22 protein-coding genes are annotated in these 25,933 nt (G+C 65.3%); 13 read left to right on the forward strand and 9 right to left on the reverse strand.

The genetic code is table 11. The annotated features are described in order from the left end of the window. The first annotated feature begins 16 nt into the window (after positions 1-16). Together ctaD and RM531_RS12395 are read left to right on the forward strand one after the other, a co-directional pair. Positions 17-1,660 carry a cytochrome c oxidase subunit I gene (ctaD, locus tag RM531_RS12390; RefSeq protein ID WP_311659653.1) on the forward strand — a complete coding sequence of 548 codons (1,644 nt, stop codon included), beginning with the start codon at positions 17-19 and terminating at the stop codon, positions 1,658-1,660. Between the two features lie 174 nt (positions 1,661-1,834). Next, positions 1,835-2,710, forward strand: coding sequence for a cytochrome c oxidase subunit 3 (locus RM531_RS12395; RefSeq protein ID WP_311659654.1), 876 nt, complete (start codon positions 1,835-1,837; stop codon positions 2,708-2,710). 37 nt (positions 2,711-2,747) lie between these two features. Here RM531_RS12395 and RM531_RS12400 read toward each other — a convergent pair whose 3' ends face one another. Then, positions 2,748-2,957 carry a twin transmembrane helix small protein gene (locus RM531_RS12400; RefSeq protein WP_311659656.1) on the reverse strand — a complete coding sequence of 70 codons (210 nt, stop codon included), beginning with the start codon at positions 2,955-2,957 and terminating at the stop codon, positions 2,748-2,750. A gap of 6 nt (positions 2,958-2,963) precedes the next feature. On the opposite strand from RM531_RS12400, the gene RM531_RS12405 reads away from it, so the two are divergent. Genes RM531_RS12405 through cyoE form a run of 4 tightly spaced genes read left to right on the forward strand, consistent with a single transcriptional unit; the run spans position 2,964 to position 6,202 of the window. Then, complete coding sequence (locus RM531_RS12405; RefSeq protein ID WP_311659657.1) at positions 2,964-3,668, forward strand: SURF1 family protein; 705 nt, start codon at positions 2,964-2,966, stop codon at positions 3,666-3,668. Then, positions 3,665-4,258, forward strand: a complete 594-nt coding sequence (locus RM531_RS12410) for a hypothetical protein (protein WP_311659658.1) — start codon at positions 3,665-3,667, stop codon at positions 4,256-4,258. Before RM531_RS12405 ends, RM531_RS12410 begins: the two co-directional genes overlap by 4 nt. Before the next feature lie 31 nt (positions 4,259-4,289). Next, positions 4,290-5,297 carry a COX15/CtaA family protein gene (locus RM531_RS12415; protein WP_311659659.1) on the forward strand — a complete coding sequence of 336 codons (1,008 nt, stop codon included), beginning with the start codon at positions 4,290-4,292 and terminating at the stop codon, positions 5,295-5,297. Beyond that, positions 5,294-6,202: a heme o synthase gene (gene cyoE, locus RM531_RS12420; RefSeq protein ID WP_311659661.1), complete on the forward strand. Its 909-nt coding sequence runs from the start codon at positions 5,294-5,296 to the stop codon at positions 6,200-6,202. The genes RM531_RS12415 and cyoE overlap by 4 nt, the downstream gene beginning before the upstream one ends. Before the next feature lie 3 nt (positions 6,203-6,205). On the opposite strand, the gene RM531_RS12425 is transcribed toward cyoE, so the two are convergent. Next, positions 6,206-6,808, reverse strand: coding sequence for a transglycosylase SLT domain-containing protein (locus tag RM531_RS12425; protein ID WP_311659662.1), 603 nt, complete (start codon positions 6,806-6,808; stop codon positions 6,206-6,208). 205 nt (positions 6,809-7,013) lie between these two features. On the opposite strand from RM531_RS12425, the gene RM531_RS12430 reads away from it, so the two are divergent. The 4 genes from RM531_RS12430 to RM531_RS12445 all read left to right on the forward strand — a co-directional run bounded on the left by RM531_RS12430 (position 7,014) and on the right by RM531_RS12445 (position 11,749). Beyond that, entirely contained in the window at positions 7,014-8,834 is a 1,821-nt protein-coding gene (locus RM531_RS12430; protein WP_311659663.1) for an assimilatory sulfite reductase (NADPH) flavoprotein subunit, read from the forward strand. Positions 8,835-8,939: 105 nt separating this feature from the next. After that, positions 8,940-10,649 (forward strand): assimilatory sulfite reductase (NADPH) hemoprotein subunit, encoded by a 1,710-nt coding sequence (cysI, locus tag RM531_RS12435; RefSeq protein WP_311659664.1) that lies wholly within the window; start codon positions 8,940-8,942, stop codon positions 10,647-10,649. Next, on the forward strand, positions 10,646-11,290 hold the full coding sequence (locus RM531_RS12440; protein ID WP_311659665.1) for a DNA-3-methyladenine glycosylase family protein: 645 nt from the start codon (positions 10,646-10,648) through the stop codon (positions 11,288-11,290). Before cysI ends, RM531_RS12440 begins: the two co-directional genes overlap by 4 nt. A gap of 60 nt (positions 11,291-11,350) precedes the next feature. Next, positions 11,351-11,749 (forward strand): DoxX family protein, encoded by a 399-nt coding sequence (locus RM531_RS12445; protein ID WP_311659666.1) that lies wholly within the window; start codon positions 11,351-11,353, stop codon positions 11,747-11,749. Between the two features lie 192 nt (positions 11,750-11,941). Here RM531_RS12445 and sat read toward each other — a convergent pair whose 3' ends face one another. The 7 genes from sat to RM531_RS12480 all read right to left on the reverse strand — a co-directional run bounded on the left by sat (position 11,942) and on the right by RM531_RS12480 (position 19,863). Beyond that, on the reverse strand, positions 11,942-13,132 hold the full coding sequence (sat, locus tag RM531_RS12450; protein WP_311659667.1) for a sulfate adenylyltransferase: 1,191 nt from the start codon (positions 13,130-13,132) through the stop codon (positions 11,942-11,944). A gap of 84 nt (positions 13,133-13,216) precedes the next feature. Beyond that, positions 13,217-13,639, reverse strand: a complete 423-nt coding sequence (gene fur / locus RM531_RS12455) for a ferric iron uptake transcriptional regulator (RefSeq protein WP_311652006.1) — start codon at positions 13,637-13,639, stop codon at positions 13,217-13,219. 5 nt (positions 13,640-13,644) lie between these two features. After that, complete coding sequence (locus RM531_RS12460; protein WP_311659668.1) at positions 13,645-14,979, reverse strand: dihydroorotase; 1,335 nt, start codon at positions 14,977-14,979, stop codon at positions 13,645-13,647. A gap of 86 nt (positions 14,980-15,065) precedes the next feature. Further along, positions 15,066-17,045 (reverse strand): TonB-dependent receptor, encoded by a 1,980-nt coding sequence (locus RM531_RS12465; RefSeq protein ID WP_311659670.1) that lies wholly within the window; start codon positions 17,043-17,045, stop codon positions 15,066-15,068. An 81-nt stretch (positions 17,046-17,126) separates the two neighbouring features. Further along, positions 17,127-17,387: a hypothetical protein gene (locus RM531_RS12470; RefSeq protein ID WP_311659671.1), complete on the reverse strand. Its 261-nt coding sequence runs from the start codon at positions 17,385-17,387 to the stop codon at positions 17,127-17,129. 55 nt (positions 17,388-17,442) lie between these two features. Further along, positions 17,443-19,125 carry an AMP-binding protein gene (locus RM531_RS12475; RefSeq protein ID WP_311659672.1) on the reverse strand — a complete coding sequence of 561 codons (1,683 nt, stop codon included), beginning with the start codon at positions 19,123-19,125 and terminating at the stop codon, positions 17,443-17,445. Positions 19,126-19,203: 78 nt separating this feature from the next. Then, the gene (locus RM531_RS12480; protein WP_311659673.1) at positions 19,204-19,863 is read right to left on the reverse strand and encodes a response regulator; all 660 of its coding nucleotides are present in this window, start codon (positions 19,861-19,863) and stop codon (positions 19,204-19,206) included. A gap of 221 nt (positions 19,864-20,084) precedes the next feature. On the opposite strand from RM531_RS12480, the gene RM531_RS12485 reads away from it, so the two are divergent. The 3 genes from RM531_RS12485 to RM531_RS12495 all read left to right on the forward strand — a co-directional run bounded on the left by RM531_RS12485 (position 20,085) and on the right by RM531_RS12495 (position 25,526). After that, positions 20,085-21,431: a histidine kinase gene (locus RM531_RS12485; RefSeq protein WP_311659674.1), complete on the forward strand. Its 1,347-nt coding sequence runs from the start codon at positions 20,085-20,087 to the stop codon at positions 21,429-21,431. A gap of 214 nt (positions 21,432-21,645) precedes the next feature. Continuing rightward, the gene (locus RM531_RS12490) at positions 21,646-23,904 is read left to right on the forward strand and encodes a TonB-dependent receptor family protein (protein WP_311659675.1); all 2,259 of its coding nucleotides are present in this window, start codon (positions 21,646-21,648) and stop codon (positions 23,902-23,904) included. A gap of 449 nt (positions 23,905-24,353) precedes the next feature. Beyond that, positions 24,354-25,526, forward strand: coding sequence for a GGDEF domain-containing protein (locus RM531_RS12495; protein WP_311659676.1), 1,173 nt, complete (start codon positions 24,354-24,356; stop codon positions 25,524-25,526). Positions 25,527-25,933: the final 407 nt, after the last annotated feature.

Consider the following 25,933-nt stretch of genomic DNA (forward strand, 5'->3'; position numbering starts at 1 on the left):
CTAGCGGAGTCAGGCAATGAGTCACGCACACGAGGCAGGTCACGACGACCACCATCACCACGGACCGGTCACGCTCAAGGACGGGTTCTTCCCCTGGATCATGCGGTGGGTCAGCACCACCAACCACAAGGATCTGGGCACCCTGTATCTGATCTTCTCCCTGACCATGCTGTTCATCGGCGGGGTGATGTCGCTGATCATCCGGGCCGAGCTCACCGGTCCGGGCATCCAGTTCGTCGATCCCGATTTCTACAACCAGATGATCACGCTGCATGCGCTGGTGATGATCTTCGGCGGGGTGATGCCCGGCTTCGTGGGGCTGGCCAACTGGATGGTGCCGATGATGATCGGTGCCTCCGACCTGGCCCTGCCGCGGGTGAACAACTGGGGCTTCTGGATTCTGCCCTTCGCCTTCGCCATGCTGCTGTCGACGCTGTTCGTGAACGGCGGCGGCCCGGCGGCCGGCTGGACCATGTATCCACCACTGGTGCTGCAATCCGGTGATTCACTGCCGCTGATGATCTTCGCCATCCACATGATGGGCATCTCGTCGATCACCGGCGCCATCAACGTGGTAGTGACCATTCTGAACATGCGCGCGCCGGGCATGACCCTGCTCAAGATGCCGCTGTTCGTATGGACCTGGCTGATCACCGCGTATCTGCTGATCGCGGCGATGCCTGTGCTGGCCGGGGCGGTGACGATGCTGCTGACCGACCGCTACTTTGGCACCACCTTCTTCTCCGCCACCGGCGGTGGTGATCCGGTGATGTTCCAGCACATCTTCTGGTTCTTCGGGCATCCCGAGGTTTACATCATGATCCTGCCGGCGTTCGGCATCGTGTCGACCATCATCCCGACCTTCGCGCGCAAGCCGTTGTTCGGGTATGACTCCATGGTCTACGCGACGGCTTCGATCGCCTTCCTGTCGTTCATCGTCTGGGCCCACCACATGTTTACCGTGGGCATGCCGGTGGCCGGCGAGCTGTTCTTCATGTTCGCCACCATGCTGATCGCGGTGCCAACCGGCGTGAAGGTGTTCAACTGGGTGGCCACCATGTGGCGCGGGGCGATGACGTTCGAAACGCCCATGCTGTTCGCGCTCGGCTTCGTGTTCCTGTTCTCGCTGGGTGGCTTTTCCGGCCTGATGCTGGCGATCACCCCGGCGGACTTCCAGTACCACGACACCTACTTCGTGGTGGCGCATTTCCACTACGTGCTGGTACCGGGTGCGGTGTTCTCCATCATTGCCGCCATCTACTACTGGATCCCCAAGTGGACCGGTGTGATGTACAACGAGACGCTGGGCAAGTTCCACTTCTGGTGGTCGGCCGTGTGGATCAACGTGCTGTTCTTCCCGCAGCACTTCCTGGGCCTGGCCGGCATGCCGCGACGCATCCCGGACTACGCCACCCAGTTCACCGAGTTCAACGTGATCTCGTCGGTGGGCGCGTTCGCCTTCTTCATCGGGCAGTTCGTGTTCATCTACAACATGATCCAGTGCATGCGCGGCGCCGGCCAGAAGGCCACGGACCGCGTCTGGGAAGGCGCCCGGGGCCTGGAATGGACGGTGGCCTCGCCGGCGCCGTACCACACCTTCGAGACCCCGCCGACGATCGATCCCAGGGAAATCACCGCGGTGCCGGAGAAGCATGCCTGAAGACAAGGCACTCCGGCGGCGTAACCTGGTCACCGCGGCGGTGCTCGTCGCGGTGGCCGTGGGTTTCTATGTGGCGATATTCATCAGCATGAGCGGCTGATGACTCAGTCGACCAGAACAACACCCGGCCACCCGCGCCAGACGGCTGTGGTCATCAGGTAGAGAGGGAGAATCATGTCGGTCCAGACACGAAACGAGCAGTACTACGTGCCGGAGCCCAGTGCCTGGCCGTTCATGATGACCGTGAGCATGATCGTCATGCTCGGCGGGTTCGCGGCGGTGCTCAACGGCTCCGACGGCATTGGCGCCTATGCAATGGCCGCGGGTCTGGCGATGGTGCTGGTGATGAGTTTCGTGTGGTTCCGCGGTGTGATCCGCGAAAACCGTAGCGGTGCTTACGGCGCCCAGGAGGACATGACCTTCCGGTGGGCCATGAGCTGGTTCATCTTTTCCGAGGTGATGTTCTTCGGCGCCTTCTTCGGCGCACTGTTCTACGCCCGTGTGCTGTCCGTGCCATGGCTGGCGGGCGAAGGCTCGGAGTTCACCACCAACGAGTTTCTGTGGAAGGGGTTCGAGGCGTCCTGGCCCACCAACGGTCCGGCCGGTGTCGGCGGCGAGTTCGGCATCATTCCGCCCTGGGGTGTACCGTTCCTGAACACCATTCTCCTGCTGACCTCCGGCGTGACGCTGACCATCGCGCACTGGGGCCTCAAGGAAGGTAGCCGGCTCAAGCTGAATCTGGGTCTGGCCGCAACCGTTGCCCTGGGTCTGGCCTTCCTGTTTTTCCAGGCCGAGGAATACATCCACGCCTATCAGGATCTCAATCTGACCCTGAGTTCGGGCATCTACGGCTCGACCTTCTTCATGCTCACCGGCTTTCACGGCATGCACGTGACGCTGGGCACGATCATGCTGATCGTGATCCTGGGGCGATGCCTGAAGGGCCACTTTTCCGAGCACGACCACTTCGGCTTCGAGGCCGTGGCCTGGTACTGGCATTTCGTCGACGTGGTGTGGCTGGGCCTGTTCGTCTTCGTCTACATACTTTGAGGGCGGGCCCGGTGCTGTTGCCGGACAGCGCCGGGTGTCAGCGCGGCATCACGCCGTGCGGCTGGATCCAGCCCGCGGCGTAGCCGATCACCAGCAGGGTGATCAGGGCGAGTGACAGGCTGATCCGCCATGTGAGCGCCCGCACGGTACGTTTGCTGTCGCCGTCGTCCTTGACCAGAAAGACCATGCCCGCCATCAGGGCCGTGACGATGGCGACGAGGAAGATGACGATGATGATTTTGGTCATTGAATCTTGAGGTTCCGTCCGCCCTGGTGGGCCTGGCTCGTGTTTCTGCCGGCGATGCTGGTGCTGGGCGGGCTGGGCACCTGGCAACTGCATAGAGCGCAGGACAAGCAGGCCATCCTAGAGCAGAGAAGTACGGCACGCCAGGCAGAACCGATGCGTCTGGCGGACGTTACCCAGCCGGGATCGGACTATGGTCGGCGGGTGGTGGTGTCGGGTGGCTATCTGGCCGGGCGCCAGCTGCTGCTGGACAACCAGGTCTGGCAAAGCGCTGCCGGGTACCGCGTATGGACGCCGCTGCGTCTGGATGACGGCCGGCTCGTATTGATAGACCGGGGCTGGGTGGCACGGAGCGGTGACCGGGCCGAGCCACCGCGTCCCGATGTGCCGGCCGGCCGGCAGCGCGTGACCGGACTCTGGCGTTCGTTGCCGGAACCGGGGATGCGGCTGGCGGCGCCTGATGCCTGTGAACAGTCGGACTGGCCGCGGGTGCTGAACTATCCGACCGCCGCGCAGGTCGAGTGCCAGTACGAGGCGCCGATCCTGACCGGCATCGTCCTGCTGGACGAGTCCCAGCCGGGCGGGTTCGAGCGCGACTGGCAGTCGGTGGGGATTCCGCCGCAGCGGCACATCGGCTATGCGGTGCAGTGGTACGCCATGGCGCTGGCAGTGCTGGTGATATTTCTGTTCATGAACACGAAGCGACGCGCATGACGCAACCAACAACCCGATCGCGACTGAAACTGCTGGTGCTGGTGGGTCTGTTCTTCGGCCCGCTGGCCCTGGCCGCGCTGATGTACTACGCCGTGCCACGCTGGATGCCAACCGGCGGCGGCAGCAAGGGCGTGCTGGTGCAGCCGGTCCAGGCGTTGCCGGATGCCGCATTTCAGGGCGAGAACGGCGCCGTCGACGGGCGTGACCTGTTCGACGAGATGTGGACCGTGCTCACCGTGGCGCCGCAAGGTTGCGGTGACACCTGTCAGGCCGTCCTGGCCGATACCCGTCAGGTACGCACACTGCTGCACCGCCGGGCCACTCGGGTGCAGCGAGTGCTGGTGACCGGCGACGCCGCGGACGCATCCCTGCCGGACAACGGTCATCCGGACCTTGTCGTGGTGACCGGCGGTGATCGGCTGCAGGCATTTCTAAACGAGCGCGCCTCGGCCCCGGCGGCCAGCGGGGTGATATATCTGATCGATCCGCTGGGCAACTGGGTGCTGTACTACCCGCGGGATATGGACAGCCCGGCCGATGCCCTGTTCAAGGACATCAAGCACCTGCTCAAGCTGTCGCACATCGGCTGATGCCGTTGCGGCGTTGCCGGAAATTACATCCATGACCGATCGCTTCTATCGCCTCAATCTGCTCGCCATTGCGCTGGCATTCGTGGTGATCACGGTTGGCGCCTACGTGCGGCTGGCCGACGCCGGGCTCGGCTGTCCCGACTGGCCGGGCTGCTACGGCCATCTGGATGTACCCATGCTGGGCGCGGAAACCGAGGTGGCAAACGCAGCCTTCCCGGAACGCCCGGTCGAGGCCCCCAAGGCGTGGAAGGAGATGATCCACCGCTATCTGGCCAGCGCCCTCGGGCTGCTAATCCTGGCGCTGGCCTGGATGGCCTGGCGCCGCCGGGCGCTGGCGCATCAGCAGCGGGTGCTGCCGTGGACGCTTGTGGGGCTGGTGATCTTCCAGGGCATTCTCGGCATGTGGACGGTCACCTGGCTGCTCAAGCCGCTGGTGGTGACGGCGCATCTTCTGGGCGGCATGACCACGCTGGCGCTGCTGTGGTGGTGTCTGCTGCGCCAGGGGCGCCATTTCAACGGCTGGGCCGCCTGTCCGCGGCTTCGGCTGCTGGCCGGCGTGGCGCTGGTGGCGTTGTTCGCGCAACTGTTCCTGGGCGCCTGGACCTCGACCAACTATGCCGCGCTGGCCTGTCCGGACTTCCCTACCTGCCAGGGGCAATGGTGGCCGGACACCGACTATGCCCAGGCCTTCACCCTGTGGCACGGGCTGGGGATCAACTACGAGTACGGCGTGCTCGACGCCGAACCCCGCGCCACCATCCACTGGGTGCACCGGCTGGGTGCGATCGTGGTGGCCGCGGTGATGCTGTTACTAACCGCCGTGCTCTGGCGCGCCGGCGGACGCGATGATCGCTGGCGCTGGTTGGCCGGTGCGCTGTTGCTGGCCGTCACGCTGCAGATCGTTCTGGGGATTACCGCGGTGGTGGCCCATCTGCCGCTGCTGGTGGCGGTGGCCCACAACGGGGCGGCGGCATTGCTATTATTGGTGGTTATGGCGGTCAATCACGCAAGCTGGCGGATGGGAGCGAGGCTCTCGTGAGTGCCAATTCCCTCGATCTGGCGCGGCCCACGTTCGCCCAGCGGCTGGCCGACTACTACGAGTTGTGCAAGCCACGGGTGGTGCTGCTGATCGTGTTCACCGCGATGGTGGGCATGTTCCTGGCAACGCCGGGCATGGTGCCCTGGCCGGCACTGGTATTCGGCACTGCCGGCATCGGCCTGATGGCGGCCTCGGCGGCGGCCCTGAACCAGATTCTGGACCGTCAGGCCGACGCCCGCATGGCGCGCACCTGCGGCCGCCCGCTGGTGACCGGCCACCTGGGTGTGCCGGAGTCCTCGATGTTTGCCCTGGTCATCGGCCTGCTGGGCATGGCCGTGCTGCACTGGCTGGTTAACCCGCTCACGGCCTGGATGACGCTGTTGACACTGGTGGGCTATGCCGGCATCTACACGCTATACCTCAAGCGCGCGACGCCGCAGAACATCGTCATCGGCGGTGCGGCCGGGGCGGCGCCGCCGGTGCTGGGCTGGTCGGCGGTGACCAACACCATCGATCCCCATTCGCTGCTGCTGTTCCTGATCATCTTCGTCTGGACGCCGCCGCATTTCTGGGCGCTGGCAATCGAACGCCACCGGGAATATGCCGAGGTGGATATCCCGATGCTGCCGGTCACGCACGGACTGGCGTACACGCGCACCCAGGTGCTGCTGTACACGGTGATGATGGTGCTGGTGACCCTGCTGCCGTTCGCCGTGGGCATGAGCGGGCTGCTGTACCTGGTCGGCGCCAGCGTACTGGGCGGCTGGTTCCTGTATTACGCCATTCGCCTGAAGTACGCCCCGCGGCCGGGTCTGGCGATGAAGACCTTCGGCTATTCCATCGTCTACCTGATGGCCATTTTCACGCTGTTGCTGGTGGATCACTACACACCGGCGCTGGTCTGAGGATCAGAAAAACCACCAGCCGCCGCTTTCCAGATCCTCGCGGCAACCGGCCAGTTGCCGGGTATAGCGGTCAGCGCGGGCGCTCACGCGATAGGCCACGTTGATCAGCCATTTCTTGTTCGCCCAGGTGCGGCGTTTGAAGCCGTTCTGACCCTCGTGATACGCCAGATACTGGCTGTAGGTATCGTGGTGGGCAATGCCGATCTGCCGATGGCTCTGGTGCACGTACCAGGCTACGAAGTCGACGGCGTCCTCGAAGTCGTCACGGTCGGCCCAGCTGTTGCCGCTGTCGCGCTGATACCAGGCCCAGGTGCTGTCCAGCGCCTGGGTGTAGCCGTAGGCCGACGAGGGCCGTGTCCAGGGGATGACCCATAACAGCCGGGTGCGGGGCGGGCGCACGTCCTGCTGGTAGGCGGATTCCTGGAAGATGATCGCCATCTGCACGGGAATCGGCGTGCCCCAGCGCTCTTGCGCGGCACGGGCATCGTCGTACCAGCCGTCCTTCTCCTGAAAGATGGCGCAAAGATTGTCCGGCTGCCGCGGCGGCGCCACCGCACAGGCGCCCAGCCACAGGGTGAGGCTCAGAATCCAGGGCCAGAGGGGCATGGCAGCGGCCGGGTCACGCAAGAGCGGAAGGCGGATTGACGGGCGATACCGGCACTCTAGCAACAACCGGGACGGGCGGCGATCTGCATAAAAAGTTATAAAAAAATAATGAACAAGATATTTTAAATATAACGACGCGAGCGTAGGCTGCACGTCACGCTCAGGGGCTGTGCCCATTCGGCCCGTATGCCACGAGACCAACGTCATGAAAGCCGCACAGATTCGCGAACATAGCAGCCCGCTCGACGCCAGTCAGGCTGCCCAGCTGGAATCGCTGGTGGAGACCCTATCGCCCATGCAGGCGACATGGATCAGCGGGTATCTGGCCGGGCTGAACGCGGCGCTGGCGGAATCCGGCGCGGTGGCCGACGCCGCGCCGGCCGCGGCGGCGAGCAGTTCGCAGACGCTGACCATCCTTTATGGATCGCAGACGGGCAACGCCGAAGGCGTGGCCGGCAGTCTGCGCGATGCCGCCCAGGCCGGCGGCATTACCGCGCGGCTGGCCGACATGGCTGAATACAAGCCCAAGGATCTCAAGCAGGAAAGCAACCTGGTGGTGGTGGTTTCCACCCATGGTGAAGGCGAGCCCCCGGACGATGCCGAGGATTTCTATGAGTTCCTGCATGGCAAGAAGGCGCCCAAGCTCGATGGGGTCCGGTTCTCGGTCCTGGCCCTGGGTGATTCCAGCTACGAGCATTTCTGCGAGACCGGCCGCGTGATCGACGAGCGCCTGGCCGAGCTCGGGGGTACCCGGGTGATCGACCGGGTGGACTGCGACGTCGACTACGACGATGCCGCGGAAGCCTGGACGGCTGACGTGCTGGCCAAGTTCGCCGCGCCCGAACCGGCCGGCAATGCCCATCCGACGGTCACGACCCTGCCCACGGCATCACGCGCGCCGGAGGCGCCCACCCGCAAGAACCCGTTCGAGGCCTCGCTACTGGCGAACACGGTGCTCAATGGCCGCGGCTCCGACAAGGAGGTGCGCCACATCGAGCTGGATACTGAGGATTCCGGTCTGATCTGGACCCCGGGGGATTCCCTCGGCGTGGTGCCGAGCAATCCCCCGGCCGCGGTGGACGCGTTGCTGGCGGCCCTGCAGCTGGACGGCGATGCTCGGGTGACCGGCGTGGACGGCGAGGTGAGCCTGGCGCATGCGCTGCGCTACCAGTACGAGATCACGACGCTGACGCGGCCGTTCGTCACGCAATACGCCCAGCTTGCCGAGTCGAGTGCCCTGCAGGACCTGCTCGGCGATGATCAGCGCGATGCATTCGCCGATTACGTCTACGGCCGCGACCTGACCGATCTGGTTGGCGAATACCCGGTGCCGGGCCTGTCCGCGGCGGATTTCGTACGCCTGCTGCGCAAGCTGCCACCGCGGCTGTACTCGATCGCCTCGAGTCATGCCGCCAATCCGGACGAACTGCACCTGACGGTGGCAGCGGTGCGCTATCACAGCCACGGCCGCGACCGCCTGGGCGTGGCGTCCACGCATCTGGCCGATCGGGTGGGCGAGGACGACAGGGTGCCGGTGTATATCGACGCCAACAAGAGCTTCAAGCTGCCGACCGACAATGACACGCCGCTGATCATGATCGGCCCTGGCACCGGCGTCGCTCCGTTCCGTGCCTTCCTGCAGGAGCGCGAGGAGCAGGGCGCCGGCGGCGACAACTGGCTGTTCTTCGGCGCGCCGCATTTCCGCACCGACTTCTACTACCAGACCGAATGGCTGCGCTGGCGCCGCGACGGCCTGCTCAGCCGTCTGGATGTGGCCTTTTCGCGCGACCAGGCCGACAAGGTCTACGTGCAGCATCGTCTGCGGGAACAGGCCCGGGACGTGTACGGCTGGCTCGAGAATGGCGCCAATGTTTACGTCTGCGGCGACGCCAACCAGATGGCCCGCGATGTACACGACGCGCTGGGCGATATAATCGCCGAGCAGGGCGGTATGAGCGCCGACGCGGCCGCCGACTATCTCAAGCGGCTGCAGAAGGAAAAGCGTTATCAGCGGGACGTCTACTGACATGCCGCGTTTCAAGTTTCACGTTTCGGGTTTCAGGCAGTAGTGCTCGGAGTTCCGGGCGCAACTTGAAACCCGAAACATCAAACTCGAAACCTCTTCAAACCTATGCCCGAGATTCAACCCGACTTCAACGACGTCGAGCACATCAAGTCGCGCAGCAACTATCTGCGCGGCACCATCGCCGAGAGCCTGGCCGACCGCGCCACCGGGGCGGTGGCCGACGACGATACCCAGCTGACCAAGTTCCACGGCTTCTATCAGCAGGACGATCGCGACCTGCGTGCCGAGCGCAAGCAGCAGAAGCTGGAGCCGCACTACCAGTTCATGGTGCGCCTGCGGTTGCCCGGCGGCGTACTCACGGCCTCGCAATGGTTGGCGCTGGACGAGATCGCACGTATCTACGCCAACGGCACGCTGCGGGTGACCACCCGCCAGACGTTCCAGTACCACGGCGTGTTCAAGGAACACCTCAAGCCGTTGCTGCAGGCGGTCGATGCCGCCGGGCTGGATGCCAAGGGCGGCTGCGGTGACGTCAACCGCAACGTGGTGGCCAACACCAATCCGCACCGCTCGCGTCTGCACGCCGAGGTCCATGACTGGACCCATCGCATAAGCGAGCACCTGCTGTGGCGCTCGAAGGCTTACGAGGAACTCTGGCTCGACGGCGAATCGAGCGGCGAGCCGGACCACGAGCCGCTCTATGGCAGCCAGTATCTGCCGCGCAAGTTCAAGGTCGCGATCGCCATCCCGCCGGAAAACGACAGCGACGTGTACGCCAACGACCTGGGCTTCATCGCCATCGCCGACGGCGATGAACTGCTGGGGTTCAACGTGTCGGTCGGCGGCGGCATGGGCGCAACCTACGGCGAACCGACGACTTACCCGCGGCTGGGCTCGGTAATCGGATTCTGCACGCCCGATCAGGTGCTCGCGGTATCCGAACACGTGATCGGCATTCAGCGGGATTACGGCGACCGGGTGAACCGCAAGCGGGCCCGATTCAAGTACACGCTGGACGATAACGGCCTCGACTGGTTCGAGAGCGAGCTGACCAACCGCCTGGGATTTTCGCTCGAGCCCGCGCGCGAAGCGATGTTCACCGGCAATGGGGATCGCTTCGGCTGGACCCAGGGCGACGACGGGCGCTGGCATCTGACGCTGCTGATCGAGAACGGTCGCATTGCCGATTTCGAGCACCAGCAGCTGATGACCGGGCTGCGGGAGCTGGCCGGCGTGCACCGCGGCGAATTCCGCCTGACCTGCAACCAGAACCTGATCGTGGCCAACGTCGATGAAGCCGATCGGGCGGCGATACAGGCCATCGTGGACCAATACAGTCTCGACGGCGGCGGCCGCCAGACGGCGCTGCGCCAGGCCGCGATGGCCTGCGTGGCTTTCCCCACCTGCGGGCTGGCGATGGCGGAGTCCGAGCGCTACCTGCCCGGCTTCATCGGCAAGCTGGATGCGGTCATGGCCGACGCCGGGCTGGACGACAAGGCCATCGTCATCCGCATGACCGGTTGCCCCAACGGTTGCGCACGCCCCTATCTGGGCGAGATTGCCTTCACCGGCAAGGCGCCGGGCAAGTACAACCTGTATCTCGGGGCCTCGTTCACCGGCGATCGGCTCAACAAGCTCTACCGCGAGAACATCGGCGAGGACGAGATCATGGCCGAGCTCGTGCCCATGATTCACCGCTATGCCGCCGAGCGTGAACCCGGCGAGCACTTCGGGGATTTCGCGGTGCGCGTGGGCATCATCCATCCCACTCGGGAAGGGCGGTTTTTCCACGAGGACGTGGGCGACGCTGCTTGAGCGTTCTGACCTATGATCCAGCAGTCGCGGCCAGGGCGCTGAGCGCTACTGACCCGCGGCTGGCCGGGTTGATCGAACGGGTCGGGCCGGTGCGTTTCGGTGCCGACCGCATGCGCGGCGATACCTTCGAGGTGCTGCTGCGGGCCATCGTCTACCAGCAATTGTCCGGCAAGGCCGCCGGCACCATTCACGCCCGGATACTGGCGCTGTTCGGTGACAACCGCGCCAGCGCCGCCGGGCTCGAGCGTCTCGACGACGAGCAACTGCGTGGCGCCGGGCTGTCCGTCAACAAGCTGCGAGCGGCACGGGATCTGGCCGATCACTGCCTGAACGGGCGCCTGCCCGACATTCGCCGGCTGCGCCAGCTTGACGACGAAACCGTCATCGAGCGGCTGACCGCGGTGCGCGGCATCGGCCGATGGACCGCCGAAATGCTGCTGATCTTCCGGCTCGGCCGTCCCGATATATGGCCGGTGGACGATCTCGGTGTGCGCAAGGGTTATGCCGTCATCCGGGGCTGCGAGATGCCGTCCCCCGCGGCACTGGCCGATGCCGGGAAGATCTGGGCGCCCTGGCGCTCGGTAGCGGCCTGGTACTGCTGGCGGGCGGTACAGAACCCGGAACTGCTGTCAGCCAGCTGACGCGACAGCCGGCATGACGGCAGGCTAGAATCCGCCGAGGTTCCACTCGCGAGCGATGGCATGAACGACGACAACACGGCCGACATCGGCAAACTCATCCTGCGTGCCTACATCGGCCTGGCGATGCTCGGCCACGGTATCCCCAAGATCCTGGGCGGCATCGGCGGCATTGAAGGCATGCTCGCCAACCAGGGGCTGCCCGGTCTGCTGGCCTACGGTGTCTACGTGGGCGAGGTCGTCGCCCCGGTGATGCTGATTCTGGGCCTGTACGCGCGGATCGGCGGGGTGCTGGTGGTGATCAACATGCTGTTCGCCATCGCGCTGGCGCACACCGGTGAAATCTTCGCGCTGACCGAACGCGGTGCCTGGGCGCTGGAACTGCAGGGCTTCTTCCTGTTCGGCGGTCTGGCGGTGGCGCTGATCGGCGGCGGACGCTACGCCCTGCGTCCCGAGGCATAGCGAGGGTCGAAACCCGGCCTGCCCCGTCAGGGGTGGGCCGGTACATTGCCGTAGCTGACTGGTCGGATGAATCCGACCCTACCGGGATTCGGCCCACCGTGGTTTCGGCCGGTGGTGTAGGGCCCCATTCATGGCGCCGGCCGGATTACATACCGTGTCCCGATGGCGGGATGATTCCGACCCTACCCGGAATTACCCGTCCTGCTTCTGATAATGCGCCATCAGGATTTCCGCGACTTCCGGTCGCGAGAACTCCGGGGGCGGGGCCTCGCCGCGGCCCAGCATGTCCCGTACGGCGGTGCCGGAGAGCAGGACGAAGTCGTCCTTGGTGTGATCCGGCACGTCGCGCATCATCACTACCTTGCCCAGTTTCTTCGAGAACGCGGTGTGGTCGGCGCGGTAGATGTCGATGGCCAGGGCATCGTCGGGCACCTGCTGGTCGAAGATGGTCTGGGCATCGAACGGGCCGTAGTAGTCGCCCACGCCGGCATGGTCACGACCGACGATCAGATAGCTGCAGCCGGCGTTCTGGCGAAACAGGGCGTGCAGCACCGCCTCGCGCGGGCCCGCGTAGAGCATGTCGAAGCCGTAGCCGGCAATCATCACGGTGTTTTCCGGGAAGTAGTGCTCCACCATCTTGCGGATGGCGGCGTCGCGCACGTCCGCGGGGATGTCGCCGGGCTTTAGCTTGCCCAGCAGCATGTGCACCAGCACGCCGTCGGCGCCGGTGTCGGCCAGCGCCATCTTGCACAGCTCCTCGTGGGCGCGGTGCATGGGATTGCGCGTCTGGAAGGCCACCACGCGTTCCCAGCCACGGTTCGCGAATTCCTCGCGGATCTGGCCGGCAGTGCGGAATGTATCGGGGAAGTCGGTTTCGAAGTAGCTGAAATTCAGTACCTGGATCGGCCCGTGCACCGCGAAACGGCCCTGGGACAGGAACGTACCCACGCCGGGATGATCGCGGTCGGTGGTACCGAATACCTGTTCGGCCAGGGTTTCCAGTTCGTCAGCGCTGAACTCGTCGATGCCCTCGACGTGCTGGATGGCCAGGATCGGTTCGCCGGCGACATTGGGGTCGCGCAGGGCGATGCGCTCGGCGCCGTTCAGGGCGGCCGGGTCCTCGATCAGGTTCAGCACCGGCACCGGCCAGAACAGGCCGGAGGTGGTGCGCAGCGTCGCGCCGACCGACAGGGCATCGGCCTTGTTCATGAAACCCGCAAGCGGATTGAAGTAGCCGGCGCCCAGCATCACTGCGTTGGCGGCGGCGGCCGAGGAGACCGTGAGCCCCGGCAGGCTGCCAGCTTCCGTGATCAGCGCGTCGCGCTGCGTGCGGTCGGAGACATAACGGGGGGCGAGCTCGGACGAGCCGTGCGGTTGAATCATCGGGGCACCTGAGTTGGAGTCGGGAGCGCGGCGCGGGCACGGACACTGATCAGACCGGCCGCCCGGCGCGTCATGGGCGATCGGTCAGCTGTCGCCCTTCTTGCAGTTGGTATTCTGGCATTCGCCGTAGAGCACCAGCGTGTGCTTGGACAGGTCGAAGCCGTTGTCCTCGGCAATCTTGCGCTGGCGCTGCTCGATGTCGCGGTCGAAGAATTCTTCGATGCGCCCGCATTTCACGCACACGATGTGGTCGTGATGACCCTGTTCCAGTTCGAACAGGGCGTGGCCATCCTCGAAATGGTGACGAATCACCAGGCCGGCATCCTCGAATTGCGCCAGCACCCGGTAAATGGTGGCCAGGCCGACGTCTTCGCCCTCGTCCATGAGCATGCGATAAACGTCTTCGGCCGACAGATGGTCGGCCTTGTTCGCTTCGAGGACCTGCAGGATCTTCAGCCGCGGCAGCGTCGCCTTGAGTCCCGCCTTGCGCAGGTCGCTGGTTTCCATCGCCCTTACCTCGAGAATGTCAGGGGTTGACCCGTACAGCCAGCCACAACTTTACCTTCCTCGTAGGCCACTTGACCAGACACGATGGTGGCCACGATCGACGAACGGAAGGTGGTGCCGGCAAACGGCGACCAGCCGCATTTCGACAGAATCGGCCAGTCATCCACGATGGTGGGCTTTTCCGTGTCGATCAGAACCAGATCGGCCCAGTAACCTTCCCGAACAAAGCCGCGCTCGGAGACCTGAAAGCGTTCGGCCACGTTATGCGAGGTCTTGCGGACAATGGTTTCCAGCGAGAACAGCCCGCGGTGCATGTGTTCCAGCACCGACAGTAGCGCGTGCTGGACCAGCGGCAGCCCGGCGGGCGCCTGGAAGTAGGGCTGGTTTTTTTCTTCCAGCAGATGCGGGGCGTGGTCGGTGGCTATCACGTCGATGCGATCCTCGGCCACCGCACGCAACAGGGCCTGACGGTCGGCGGAGGTCTTGATCGCCGGATTGCACTTGATCAGCGTGCCCTTCTCGGCGTAATCGCGTTCATCAAAGAACAGATGATGCACGCAGCCCTCGGACGTGATCTGCTTGCCGGCCACGGGGCCGGGCTCGAACATCTCGAGTTCGCGCTCGGTGGTGAGGTGGATCACGTGCAGCTGGGTGCCGTGTTCCCGGGCCAGCGCGATCGCCTTGGAGGAGGACTTGTAGCAGGCCTCGGCGGAGCGGATGTAGGGATGCTCGCTCATGGGCACGTCGTCGCCGTACTTCTCGCGCGCCGCAGCCTCGTTGGCCAGCACCGTCGGCGTGTCCTCGCAGTGGGTGATGATGGGCACCGGTGCGGCCGCGAAGATGGCGTGCAGGGCGTCGTCGTCGTCAACCAGCATGTTGCCGGTTGAGGCGCCCATGAACACCTTGATGCCGCAGTTGTTGCGCGGGTCCAGGCGCTTGATGGCCTCGATATTGTCGTTGGTGGCGCCCAGGTAGAAGCTGTAGTTGGCGCGGCTGTTGCGCGCGGCAATGGCATGCTTGTCCGCCAGCGCATCGGCATCGATGGTGGGCGGCTTGACGTTGGGCATCTCCATGTAGGTGGTGATGCCGCCGGCCACCGCCGCGGCCGATTCGTGGGCGATGTCAGCCTTGTGGGTCAGTCCCGGCTCGCGGAAATGCACCTGGTCGTCGATCATGCCGGGCAGCAGATGGCGGCCGTCGGCGTCGATGACCTGCGCATTGGCGGGCGCGGCGATTTCACGATCGACGCGTTCGATCCGGCCGTTCTTCACGAGCACATCGGCGTCGGTGATGGCGCCTTCGTTGACCAGGCGCGCGTTGGTGATCAGCAGTTCGGACATAATAACCCCGCTAGACTGGCCGGTATGATATCGCATGCCTGACGGCGCCGGCTGTCGCGGCGCCGTCAGGCGTGACGATCTCCGCTTCAGAACCGCACGCTCAACCCCGCACTGAAGCGGCGTCCCGGCTGCGGGATGCGAAGAAACGAGGTGTGCCGGATGATCTCCTCGTCCAGCAGATTGTCGCCGCGCAGATACAACTGCGTGCGGGCACCCGCGCCGGGCAGTTCCACCGCGATGAAGGCCGTCATGACGGTGTAGCCGTCGGTGGCGGTTTCCAGTGGTGCGGTGCGGTTCTGGTCGTCCGCCGTCAGGGCTTCCAGCGTGGCCTGCCAGGGGCCGTGGGTGAGGTCGAGGCCCAGACCCAGCCGCGCCGGAGTGATGCGGGGCAGGTTGGTGTCGTCGTCCAGCTCGCCGCGGACCATGTCCCCGAACACCCGCGCGGTCAGGCCCGTCGCGCCGGTCAGCAGGTCGTAGCCCAGCTCGAATTCGGCGCCGTAGAACATGGCATCGGCGGCGTTGTAATCCAGCAGGAGCAGTTCGCCGGCCGGGTCGAACACCCCTTCCTCGCTTACGCGATCGGCCTGGCCGTCCTGGGCGGGGGTGCCGGTGCCGTCGGCGTTGAGGCCGGCATCCACGGTATCCAGGAACACGAAATCGGCATAGTCGGTGACGAACAGATTGACCGACCAGCGCAGCCGGCCCGCTGTCTGTCGCAGCCCCAGGTCGAGACTGTTGGCGGTTTCCTCGTCCAGGTCGAGATCGCCCCGCTCGAAGGTCTGCGTGGCCTCGTGCGGACCGTTGCTGTAGAGCTCCTCGGCCGCCGGCCCGCGCTGGTACTGGCCCAGATTGACCGTCAGCACGACATTGTTGCCCAGCGGGCGCAGCCCGCCCACCGACAGGCTGATCGGCGTGTGATCGCGATCCGGGTTGCCCCCCTCGGCCTGATGTTCCTGATACTCGATCCGGCCGCCCAGCTGCAGCGTCCAGGCGCCGACCGGCCGTTCCTCCACTGCGAACAAACCGACGTTGCGGGTATCCACCGGCGGCACGAACACTTCCTCTTCGCCGAAGGCCTCGAACTGCCGGTCGAAGGCCTGGATGCCCAGGGCCCCGGTCCAGCCGGCCGCGTCACCGTGGGTCAGGGCCAGGCGCAGCTCGGTTTCCTGGTTGTCGAAGAACACTTCGCCGCCCTCGTCGTGGAGGTAGTCGGTGTAGGCCCCGGCGAATTCCAGCCGGTCGAAGCCGGGCAGTGGGTCGAGCAGCTCGCCGCCCAGATCGACGCGATCCTGGTCGATGGTGATGGTGGGGTCCTCGCCGGGAATCCCGTACTCGCTGCCGAAGCCGCTGATCGCCGCGCCCAGGTAGCCGCGGTCACCGGTCCAGGCGGCGCCGCCGCTGAACTGGTCGGTTTCCGAAAAGCTGTTGCCGATGGGTCGGTTGTCGTTGGCCTCGTAGTCATCGCTTTCGGTGACCCCGCCCTGGAGGTTCCAGGCCAGTGGTCCCGCGCCGCCGGACAGGTCCAGCCGGGCGAGCGTGTCATCCAGGGTGGAATCCCCGATCGCCAGATCCATGTGGCCGGTCAGCCGGCTGGGAGCCGCCCGGGGAATGCGGTGGGTGACCACATTGACGACCCCGCCGATGGCGCCCGAGCCGTAGAGCAGCGTCGCCGGGCCCTTGAGGACCTCGATCTGGTGGGCGGATAGCGGGTCGATGGAGACGGCGTGATCCACGCTCAGGGTCGATACGTCGCCGGAGCCGAGGCCGTTTTCCTGCACCCGCACGCGGGCGCCCGACAGGCCACGGATCACCGGGCGTCCCACCCCCACGCCGAAGTCCGACGAGGACACGCCGGGTTCGCCGTCAAGCGTCCGGCCGAGGCTGTTGTCGCGCTGACGCAGGAGTTCGTCGTCGGCCACCACGGCCGCGGGTTGCAGGGCCTCGGCCTCGCCGCGGTCGCCCAGCGGCAGGGCCTCGACGGCGATCGGTTCGAGGGTTTCCGGTTCGGCGGCCGTTGCCGCCCCGAGACTCAGCGCCAGGATGGCGCCGGAGACGAGAATACGCATGGGAAAGGTCCTGATCGGTGGCGCCCGCGGGCGCCGTATGCAATCGCCCCCGCGGCAGGCGGAGACGGCGGATCGAATGGATCAGGACAGGACTGGTGGTGCGCGGCTGCGGTAGGCAAGAACCGGCCGCGCCGGCGGCCGGCGCAGCGTGGCCGGCGCTGGTGTCCCGTGCGTGGCCGGCAGAGACGTCGTCGCGGTCCCGGCCGGCGGGGCCGCATCCAGCCCGCTGCCGTGCGCGCATACCACGCAGGCATGGTCGGCATGGTCGATGGCCGGATGTTCGAATGCGTGCGCCGCGCCCAGCAACTGCACCGCCAGCAGGGCGGTGATCAGCAGTCGCATGGGAAGGCGCGTCGATCGCATCGTTACAGTATAACGTTTATCGCAACCCAACAGGTCAAACGTCGCCGGACCTTTCTTCGATCATGGTCTGACGCATGCGGAATTTCTGCACCTTGCCCGTGATGGTCATGGGGAAGTCCTCGACGAACCGGATCAGCCGCGGAATCTTGTAGTGGGCGATCTCGCCCTCGCAGAAGGCGCGAACGGCCTGTGCATCAGTCGTGGCCCCGGCCCTGAGCCGGATCCAGGCGCAGAGTTCCTCACCGTATTTCTCGTCGGGCACGCCGATCACCTGGACATCCTCGATATCCGGATGGCGGTAGAGGAACTCCTCGATTTCGCGTGGATAGATGTTCTCGCCGCCGCGGATCACCATGTCCTTGAGCCGGCCGACGATGCGGCAATAGCCGTGTTCGTCCAGGGTGGCGAGGTCGCCGGTGTGCATCCAGCGGGCCGCGTCGATGGCCTCGCGGGTTTTCTCGTCGTCGTCCCAGTAGCCCAGCATCACGCTGTAGCCGCGGGTGCACAGCTCGCCGGGCTCGCCGCGCGGCACCACCCGGCCGGCCTCGTCCACGATCTTGACTTCCAGGTGCGGTTGTATCCGGCCGACTGTGCCCACCCGGTTGGCCAGGCTGTCGTCGGCGCCGGTCTGGAAACTCACCGGAGAGGTTTCGGTCATGCCGTAGGCGATTGTGACCTCGCTCATGTGCATTTCGTCGATAACTCGCTTCATCACCGCTTCCGGGCAGGGCGAACCGGCCATGATGCCGGTGCGCAGTGACGACAGGTCGAAGCTGCCGAAATCCGGATGCGACAGCTCGGCAATGAACATGGTGGGCACGCCGTAGAGCGCGGTGCAGCGTTCGGCTGCCATGGTTTCCAGCACCGCGCCGGGGTCGAAGGCCTCGCCGGCGTAGACGATGGTGCTGCCGTGGGTGATGCAGCCGAGGTTGCCCATCACCATGCCGAAGCAGTGGTACAGCGGCACCGGTACGCACAGGCGGTCCGCCGGCGTCAGGCGGATGGCTTCGCCGACGAAGAAGCCATTGTTGAGGATGTTGTGGTGCGACAGCGTCGCGCCCTTGGGATTGCCGGTGGTGCCGCTGGTGAACTGGATATTGATGGGGTCGTCGGCCTGCAGGGTGGCCGTAATCTCGGCCAGCTGCTCGCGATGCGGCGGCGTCACCCGGCCCGGCAGCGCGTCGAAATTGAACATGCCCGGCGTGGGGTCGGGGCCCAGCCGGATTACGTGGCGCAGCGACGGCACCTCGGCGGCCTGCAGCTGGCCCGGCTCGCATTCAGCGAGTTCGGGGGCCACGCTCTGCACGATGCCAAGGTAGTCGCTGCTGGCGTAGGCCGGCATCAGGATCAGCGCCTTGCAGCCCACCTTGTTAACCGCGTACACCAGCTCCGATCGCCGATAGGCCGGGTTGATGTTAACCAGCACCAGACCGGCCCGAGCGGTGGCGAGTTGCGTGATCAGCCAGGCCGCGTTGTTGTGCGACCAGATACCGATTCGGTCCCCGGGCGCCAGCCCCAGGGCCAGGAATGCTGCGGCGTATTCGTCCACCCGCGTCTGCAGTTCGCGGTAGGTCAGGCGCAGATTCTCGTGCCGGCTGACCAGGGCCTCGCGGTCGCCGTGTTCGGCCACCGTCCGGTCGAACGCCCGGCCGATGGTGTCGCCCAGCAGCGGCACCGGACTGGCGCCGTGGACGTAGCTGAGTTCGCCTGCCGCCATCGTCTCCTCCCGTCGTGTTGTTTTACGGGGTCGACTTAAACGCGTTTGCCGGCGGCTGGCAAGCCGCCCTGGTGTGCGTCAGTCGGTGGTCGGTGGCCCCGTCTCCGGTGTGCCGTCGTAGCGCATGGCCAGACGCACCATGTCGGCAATGCTGTCGACCGCCAGCTTGTGCTTGATGCGCACCAGATAATTGGACACCGACTTGTGCGACAGCCCCAACGTATCGGCAACGGTGGCATTGCTGTGACCGCTGGCCACCAGGCGGAAAACGTCCTGCTCGCGCGGCGTCAGCGCCTGCACCGGACTGGCCAGGGCGCTCACCCGGCTGACCGCCAGCGCCTCGGCCATGTCCGGGCTGAGGTAGGTCTCACCAGCCAGGATTTCCCGCACGCCCTCGAGCAGGCATTCCGGCGGGCTGGTCTTGGTGATGTAGCCGGCGGCCCCGGCACGCAGGGCGCGGGCGGCGAACGTGGGATCGTCGTGCATGGTGAACACCAGCACCCGCGGCGGGCGCGGCCGGGTGCGGATGCGCTCGATCAGTTCCAGCCCGTGCACGTCCGGCAGCGACAGATCCAGGATCACAAGCTGCGGGCGGCTGTCCTGCAGCATCTGCCAGCCCGCCTCGCCGGTGCCGGCCTCGCGGCAGGCGCCGAAGCGTCGCAGCTCCAGCAGTTCGCGGCAGCCGCCGCGTACCACTTCGTGGTCGTCGATGAGCAGGATGGCGGGGGTGGCACTCAAGGCGCAGGCGGAACCGGGGGTTATCCGCCCGATGATGCGCCGGGTGCCATGGCGGTGCAATCGGGCGAAATGCCCGATCCGGCTCCTGTCGATCGGGCGCGGCCGGGGCTCGTGGCATCATCATTGCCGCGATCCGACCGTTGCTGCCGACGTTGCCCAGCCCCCACGACATAACCGATCCGGACACCGGGCCGCTGCCTGACTCGCGGCGGCGTCGCAGCATGTCGCTGAAGTTGCGGCTGCTGGCCATCGTCGCCGGTGTGTTGATGCTGGGACTGGTGGCGGACCTGGCGATCATTCTGCAGGGAGCGCGGCAGGCCGTGGTGGACGAGATCAACGCCAACCTGCTTTTCAGCCGCGACCTTCTGGGTTTCTTCGTGAGCGACACCCGCCACCTGCTCTCGCGGGAAGATGTCGAGCGTCTGTCGGTGGTGTTTCAGGATCTGCGGCATGTGCGCGTCTCGGTGGCATCGTCGCCGGGCGAGTGGACGGTGCTCAATGAGCGCCCGGATGCGGTGAGGCCCCCCGCCTGGTTCGAATACCTGGTGGTCCCCGCCGACCGCGATTTTCCCGATATCGAGTTCCACGGCTGGGGCAACGCCAGCATTCGCATTCAGGCCACGCCGGACGACGAGGTGGCCGAAGTCTGGGGCGAGGTCACCGGTCTGCTGCCGCTGATGCTGGGTCTGGTGGTTCTCGTGTGCCTGCTGGTCTATGTCGGTATCTGGTTCGGGCTTGCGCCGCTACGCGGTCTGCACGACGGTTTCCGGCGTCTGGAAGCGGATGAATTCGACGTATGTCTGCCCACCGACGCGGTGCCGGAGCTGGCCGACACCCAGCGCCGCTTCAATCATCTGGCTGCGGTGCTGGCGAGCCACAATGCCGAGCGGGCGGCGCTCATGCGGCGGCTGGTGACCATGCAGGAGGACGAGCGCCGCAGCATTGCCCGGGAACTGCATGACGAAATGGGACCGCACCTGTTCGGGCTGCGGTCGCGGCTGAGTGCCCTGGCCTGGTCGGCCGAGGCGGGAGATACCGCCTCCATGCCCGACCGCGCGCGGGCGATGCAGGACGGCCTGGAACACCTGCAGCAGCAGGTGCGGCGGCTGCTCAAGCAGCTGCGGCCGCCGGTGCTGGATGACCTCGGCCTGGCCCAGGCGCTGGACGGGTTGGTGGCCGACTGGCAGCGCCGGCATCCCGAAGTCGACTGGGTGCTGGCCCGCTGCGACCTGGCGGTGATGCCGGATGACGCCGTCCAGGTCACCGCCTATCGGGCGGTGCAGGAATGCCTGACCAACGTGGCCCGCCACGCGGCCGCCACCCGGGCGGTCGTGCAGTTGTGGACCGAAGACGACGCGCGCCTGCGCCTGGATGTCACTGACAATGGCGCCGGGCAGCCGCATCGGCTGGTTCCCGGTATGGGGTTGACCGGTCTGCGCGAACGGGTGGTGGCGCTCAACGGGGCGATGGCGCTTGAATCCGGGGAACAGGGCGAAGGCCTGCGCGTGAGCGTGACACTGCCGCTGACCGCATCCGCGTCGCCGGATCATCCCGAGCCGATTGGCTGACTGGTCACCAGCACCGGATCTCAAATCGGGAAGATATCCACTATCCAGCCCGCGGGCCAGGGCTTAGCGTCATTTCCGGGGGTCGCCACAGGCGGCCGGAGACATAAACGACGCAGCGTCGGGGGGATACAAAGCCGGTCACGCTCAGTCGGCCGGCGCGCCCGCCGGGTCTGGGCCCGGAACCGGGTGCTGCGTCTCGGAGGAGAACGCTTTCATGTTCATCAAGACAAAGGCCGGCCGCGCGGCGCCGCTGGCATTCGGTACGCTGTTCCTGTTCGCCGGTCACGCGGCGCAGGCCCAGGAGGAAACCGGCGCGCTGGCGCCGATCGATATCGAGGCCACCCTGCCCACCGAGGTTGATCAGACCCCGGGCGCGGCCACCCAGATCACCGAGGAGCAGATCGAGACCTACCAGCCCTACACGCTGATGGACACGCTCGACTTCGCCCCCGGCGTGCGCACCATCTATGACGACGTGCTTGGCCGGCGCTCCGGCATCGCCATTCGCGGCGCGCCCGCCCGGCGGTCCCGCAAGGTGCTGCTGATGGAAGATGGCGTACCGATTAACGCCTCCACCTACATCGATCCCAGCGCCCACTACACTCCGCCGCAGGAACGTCTCGAACGGGTGGACGTGCTCAAGGGTGCCGGTCATGTGCTGCACGGGCCGCTGAACAACCACGGCATCATCAACTTCATCAACAAGCGGCCTACGGAAACCCCGGAAACCACGGTGGAACTGGCCGGCGGTGATCCGAGCACCTTCAAGCGCCACATCATGCATACCCGCACCGACGGCCCGCTGGGGCTGGTGCTGTCCTACTCGGGGCTGGACGCCGACGGCAGCTTCGATATCGAGGAATTCCAGTACGACGATTTCTTTGCCAGCGGTGATCTGGCAATTAACGACACCCAGGACCTGGGTTTGTCGATCACCTACTTCCGCGAGCGCTCCGACTACGACGAAAGCAACCTGCTGCCGGCTGAGTACGCCGCCAACCCGCGCAGCAAGCAAGGCCGCTTCGCGCAGGAGAACAACAACTTCTCCATCAACTACTGGAAGTTCGACCTCACCCACGACTGGCAGCTCAGCGACACGCTGTCGATGTCCACCAAGCTGTTCCATACCGACCTCGAGCGGCCGCGCTTTACCGTGGAACCCGACGAGGTGGACGTGAACAACGGCGTGCCGGATTTCAGCCCGGGCGGTTACGAGGATCCCGCGTTCTTCTTCGAGCCGGGCGTGAGCGGCGTGATGATCGGCCGCGATCGCAGCTACCAGACCACCGGCCTGGAAACCCGCTTCCAGCTCGCCGGCATTCAGACCGGTCGCGTCACCCACAATTTCCAGTGGGGCCTGCGCTACGAGGTGCATGAGTTCCAGAATCGCGAACCGGTCGGCAACACCGGCGAACTGCTGGATGAAGGCAATCGCGGGCGGGTCGGCATCGGCGTGACCGAGCCCACCACCGGCGAAGAGAATTCGCTGGCGGAATTCGATGCCGATGCGGTATCGGGCTTCTTCCAGGACGCCATCCGCATGGGCTTCTGGACCGTGACGCCCGGCATTCGCGTGGAACGCTACACCCAGGAGCGCGAGGTCATCATCGACGACAGCGGTCCCGGTTCCCCGCGCGAGGACGACGACAACACCCTGGTGCTGCCCAGCATCAGCGTGGTCTACGACGGCTACGAGCGCACCCAGTGGTTCGCCAACGTGGGCCGTGGCTACACGCCGGCGTTCGCCCGGACGGCCGATGACTTCCCGCTGGAGCCGGAAACCGGTATCAACTCGCAGATCGGTTTCCGCACCGCGGCGTTCCCGGGGCTGCGCATGGAAGGCGCTGTGTTCTACAACGACTACCAGGACACCATCACCCAGGAGCCCATTACCATCGACGGCGCCAACCTGGTGGTTAACAACGACGACTCCCGCTCCTACGGGTTCGATCTGGGCGGGCGCTTCAATTCCGCGGCGCTCACCGGTTCACGACTGAACCTGTTCGCCGAGCTGGCCTACAGCTACACCAAGGCCGAGTTCACCTCGGGCCCGGTGGACGGCAACCGCATTCCGGAAGTGCCGGAACACGCGGGTAACCTCACACTGGGCATGGATCACGAGGCGGGCTGGCATCTGAGTGCCACCATGCATTACTTCGGGGATTTCTTCTCCGGCAGCCTGAACAGTGACGTGGTCACCGTGGCGGACGAGGACGGCAACCCGATCGACCCGGCCAATCCAACCCGGCCGACCGGAAGCTCCGAAATCCGCGAGCCGATCATCTTCGGCAACGTGCCCAGCCACACCATCTACTCGGCCCGGGCCAGCTACCAGCTGCCGAATACCGGGACCACGCTATGGCTGCAGGGGCGCAATCTCACCGACAAGCTGTTCCCGGTGGACTACGCCAACGGCCTGCGGCCGGGCCCGGAACGCACGGTGATCATCGGGTTGACCTCCAAGTTCGAGTAGCACAACCGTCTTGCAATGACCCCATCGGGCGGGGCCGGCGTCAGCTGGCCCCGCCCGATCTTGTTTGAGGCTACCGTAACGCCCGGATACTTCCTGCCCCGCCGGCGAGCGCAACAGCCGTTGCACCCGGTGGCCCGTGTGTAGGGAATTGACCTTGTCGAAAGTCAGGCAATCGCTTTTTGCTTGTCAGGAAAATAGGTGATTGCCCTACAGCTTTTCTCCAACCGGCCGTCAACCTGTCTGTCCAGAGGAATCGATAACACGGCCGTAATCTCCCGAATTTTCCACGGGGGAAAGCTAGCAAGGGCGGAAAAGGCAACTCCCGGCGGCAGTCCCGCCCGGTCGAACAGTCGCGGATCGCGCCATGTGCGCCACTCGAGTGCTTTTCCGTGGGGTTCTACGCCTCCAGGCTGTTCCGCGGGGCGGGTAGGGATTTTCGGGAAGTCTTCATGGTAAACGCAGCGCACACGGGCCAGAACGGCTGGACCAGCCGAATCCGGTCGGAACTGACGCGCGGATTTCCCGGGCTTGTATTCGGTGACTCGGAAATCGAAAGCCGTTTCCGGCGAGACTACTTTCAAGCCGGGGTTCGTTATCGAATCCTGATGCTGGCGCTGGGTATCGTGATTCTCGTGGCCACCGTTGTGCCGCAGACATTGCTCAGCGTGCCGCCCGAGGTGCGTGACGTTTCGCTGCCGTTGCAGCTTTTCGTCATCCTGCCGGCGCTGGCTATCAGTCTGGTAATCACCGCGGCTCGTGGTCTGCAGCGCTACTCGGGTTTCGCAATCTTTGCCACCGGAATCCTGATCGGGCTGGCCGTGATGCGGATGCGCATCGTCGCCCACGGGGCGGATTATGACGTGCCGATGGAATATATCGCAGTCATTGTCGTATCCGCCGGTTTTCTGGGGCGCATGCGCGGCAGAAAACTGCTGGTACTGGCCCTGTTGCTGGTCCTGATCCTGGTCGGCGGGGAAGTTCTCTATCTGCCAGCCGACCTCGAGGATTTCTACCGGGTCGGCGCCAATCTGACCCTGATCGCGATGAGCTGCATCGGCACCTATGCCTACGAGCACGCCATGCGACTGAACTGGCTCAATGCCACCCTGCTTGAGCAGCTTTCCACGCAGGATCCTCTCACCGGTCTGCCGAACAGGCGCGCTCTCGAAACCGCACTGCGGCAGCACCTGCGCCACGCCACACGCCATCAGTGTGTCATCGGGCTGGCAATCGTGGATCTGGACTATTTCAAGCTGTACAACGACAACTACGGTCACCTGGCAGGTGATGACTGCCTGCGTCAGGTGGCCGAAGTTCTGCAGAAATCAGCGCGCCGCCCGCTGGATTGCTGCGGCCGTTTCGGCGGCGAAGAGTTCGTCGTGGCGTGGATCGGCAACGACCCGGCGGAAATGCAGAGCATGGCCGAACTGTTGCTTGACCGCGTCCGGGCGCTGGATATCAGACACGGCATTACGCCGGCCGCCGACTCGATTACCGCCAGTGCCGGTTTGTTCACGATCATCCCGGACAAATCGACGTCACTGGAATACGTGATGGAAATGGCGGACCGCATGCTTTATGCCGCCAAGGCAGCCGGGAGGGATCGGGTGGTCACCGAATGACATTAACCTGTCCAGTGAGGTATGACTGCGGAGGCGCAAGTCGGTAATGCGTCCGTTGTTTGGTCAGATTGTGACCATGAGCTAATGCCGGGCGGCAACAGGTAAGCAAATGCTTGCGCGCGGGTGTTTCAGTACGGTGTCGGCGTTCTGCCGGGGAATACGCGGCCGCCACGCCGGCGTGCCCACCTGGGTGAAGCAGCTTCAATGAGGCCCCGGCGTTCTGCCGGGGAATGCGTCGACGGTCCCGAAACGTGCGTCCCGGTTACTACCCGCTTCAATGAGGCCCCGGCGTTCGGGTTCTACCCCGTTTCCGCGGACGGGTTGGAAACGTCTAAAAGCTTCTGATCCTGCTTGGCGACTCGGCGTCGCATTCGTGGGTTGTGGAATCGCTCAATGTAGTCGAACAC

Source organism: Spectribacter acetivorans (assembly GCF_031846305.1).
Classification (GTDB): domain Bacteria; phylum Pseudomonadota; class Gammaproteobacteria; order Nevskiales; family Salinisphaeraceae; genus Spectribacter; species Spectribacter acetivorans.

What these genes read in the sequence shown, in the direction of transcription:
- RM531_RS12495 (WP_311659676.1), top strand. Translation starts at nt 24,354, where the DNA reads ATGGTAAACGCAGCGCACACGGGCCAGAACGGCTGGACCAGCCGAATC.
- RM531_RS12425 (WP_311659662.1), bottom strand. Translation starts at nt 6,808, where the DNA reads ATGCCCCTCTGGCCCTGGATTCTGAGCCTCACCCTGTGGCTGGGCGCC.
- RM531_RS12445 (WP_311659666.1), top strand. Translation starts at nt 11,351, where the DNA reads ATGAACGACGACAACACGGCCGACATCGGCAAACTCATCCTGCGTGCC.
- RM531_RS12415 (WP_311659659.1), top strand. Translation starts at nt 4,290, where the DNA reads ATGACCGATCGCTTCTATCGCCTCAATCTGCTCGCCATTGCGCTGGCA.
- RM531_RS12400 (WP_311659656.1), bottom strand. Translation starts at nt 2,957, where the DNA reads ATGACCAAAATCATCATCGTCATCTTCCTCGTCGCCATCGTCACGGCC.
- fur (WP_311652006.1), bottom strand. Translation starts at nt 13,639, where the DNA reads ATGGAAACCAGCGACCTGCGCAAGGCGGGACTCAAGGCGACGCTGCCG.
- RM531_RS12395 (WP_311659654.1), top strand. Translation starts at nt 1,835, where the DNA reads ATGTCGGTCCAGACACGAAACGAGCAGTACTACGTGCCGGAGCCCAGT.
- RM531_RS12430 (WP_311659663.1), top strand. Translation starts at nt 7,014, where the DNA reads ATGAAAGCCGCACAGATTCGCGAACATAGCAGCCCGCTCGACGCCAGT.
- RM531_RS12460 (WP_311659668.1), bottom strand. Translation starts at nt 14,979, where the DNA reads ATGTCCGAACTGCTGATCACCAACGCGCGCCTGGTCAACGAAGGCGCC.
- RM531_RS12485 (WP_311659674.1), top strand. Translation starts at nt 20,085, where the DNA reads ATGTCGCTGAAGTTGCGGCTGCTGGCCATCGTCGCCGGTGTGTTGATG.
- sat (WP_311659667.1), bottom strand. Translation starts at nt 13,132, where the DNA reads ATGATTCAACCGCACGGCTCGTCCGAGCTCGCCCCCCGTTATGTCTCC.
- RM531_RS12465 (WP_311659670.1), bottom strand. Translation starts at nt 17,045, where the DNA reads ATGCGTATTCTCGTCTCCGGCGCCATCCTGGCGCTGAGTCTCGGGGCG.
- RM531_RS12475 (WP_311659672.1), bottom strand. Translation starts at nt 19,125, where the DNA reads ATGGCGGCAGGCGAACTCAGCTACGTCCACGGCGCCAGTCCGGTGCCG.
- cysI (WP_311659664.1), top strand. Translation starts at nt 8,940, where the DNA reads ATGCCCGAGATTCAACCCGACTTCAACGACGTCGAGCACATCAAGTCG.
- RM531_RS12490 (WP_311659675.1), top strand. Translation starts at nt 21,646, where the DNA reads ATGTTCATCAAGACAAAGGCCGGCCGCGCGGCGCCGCTGGCATTCGGT.
- RM531_RS12410 (WP_311659658.1), top strand. Translation starts at nt 3,665, where the DNA reads ATGACGCAACCAACAACCCGATCGCGACTGAAACTGCTGGTGCTGGTG.
- ctaD (WP_311659653.1), top strand. Translation starts at nt 17, where the DNA reads ATGAGTCACGCACACGAGGCAGGTCACGACGACCACCATCACCACGGA.
- RM531_RS12470 (WP_311659671.1), bottom strand. Translation starts at nt 17,387, where the DNA reads ATGCGACTGCTGATCACCGCCCTGCTGGCGGTGCAGTTGCTGGGCGCG.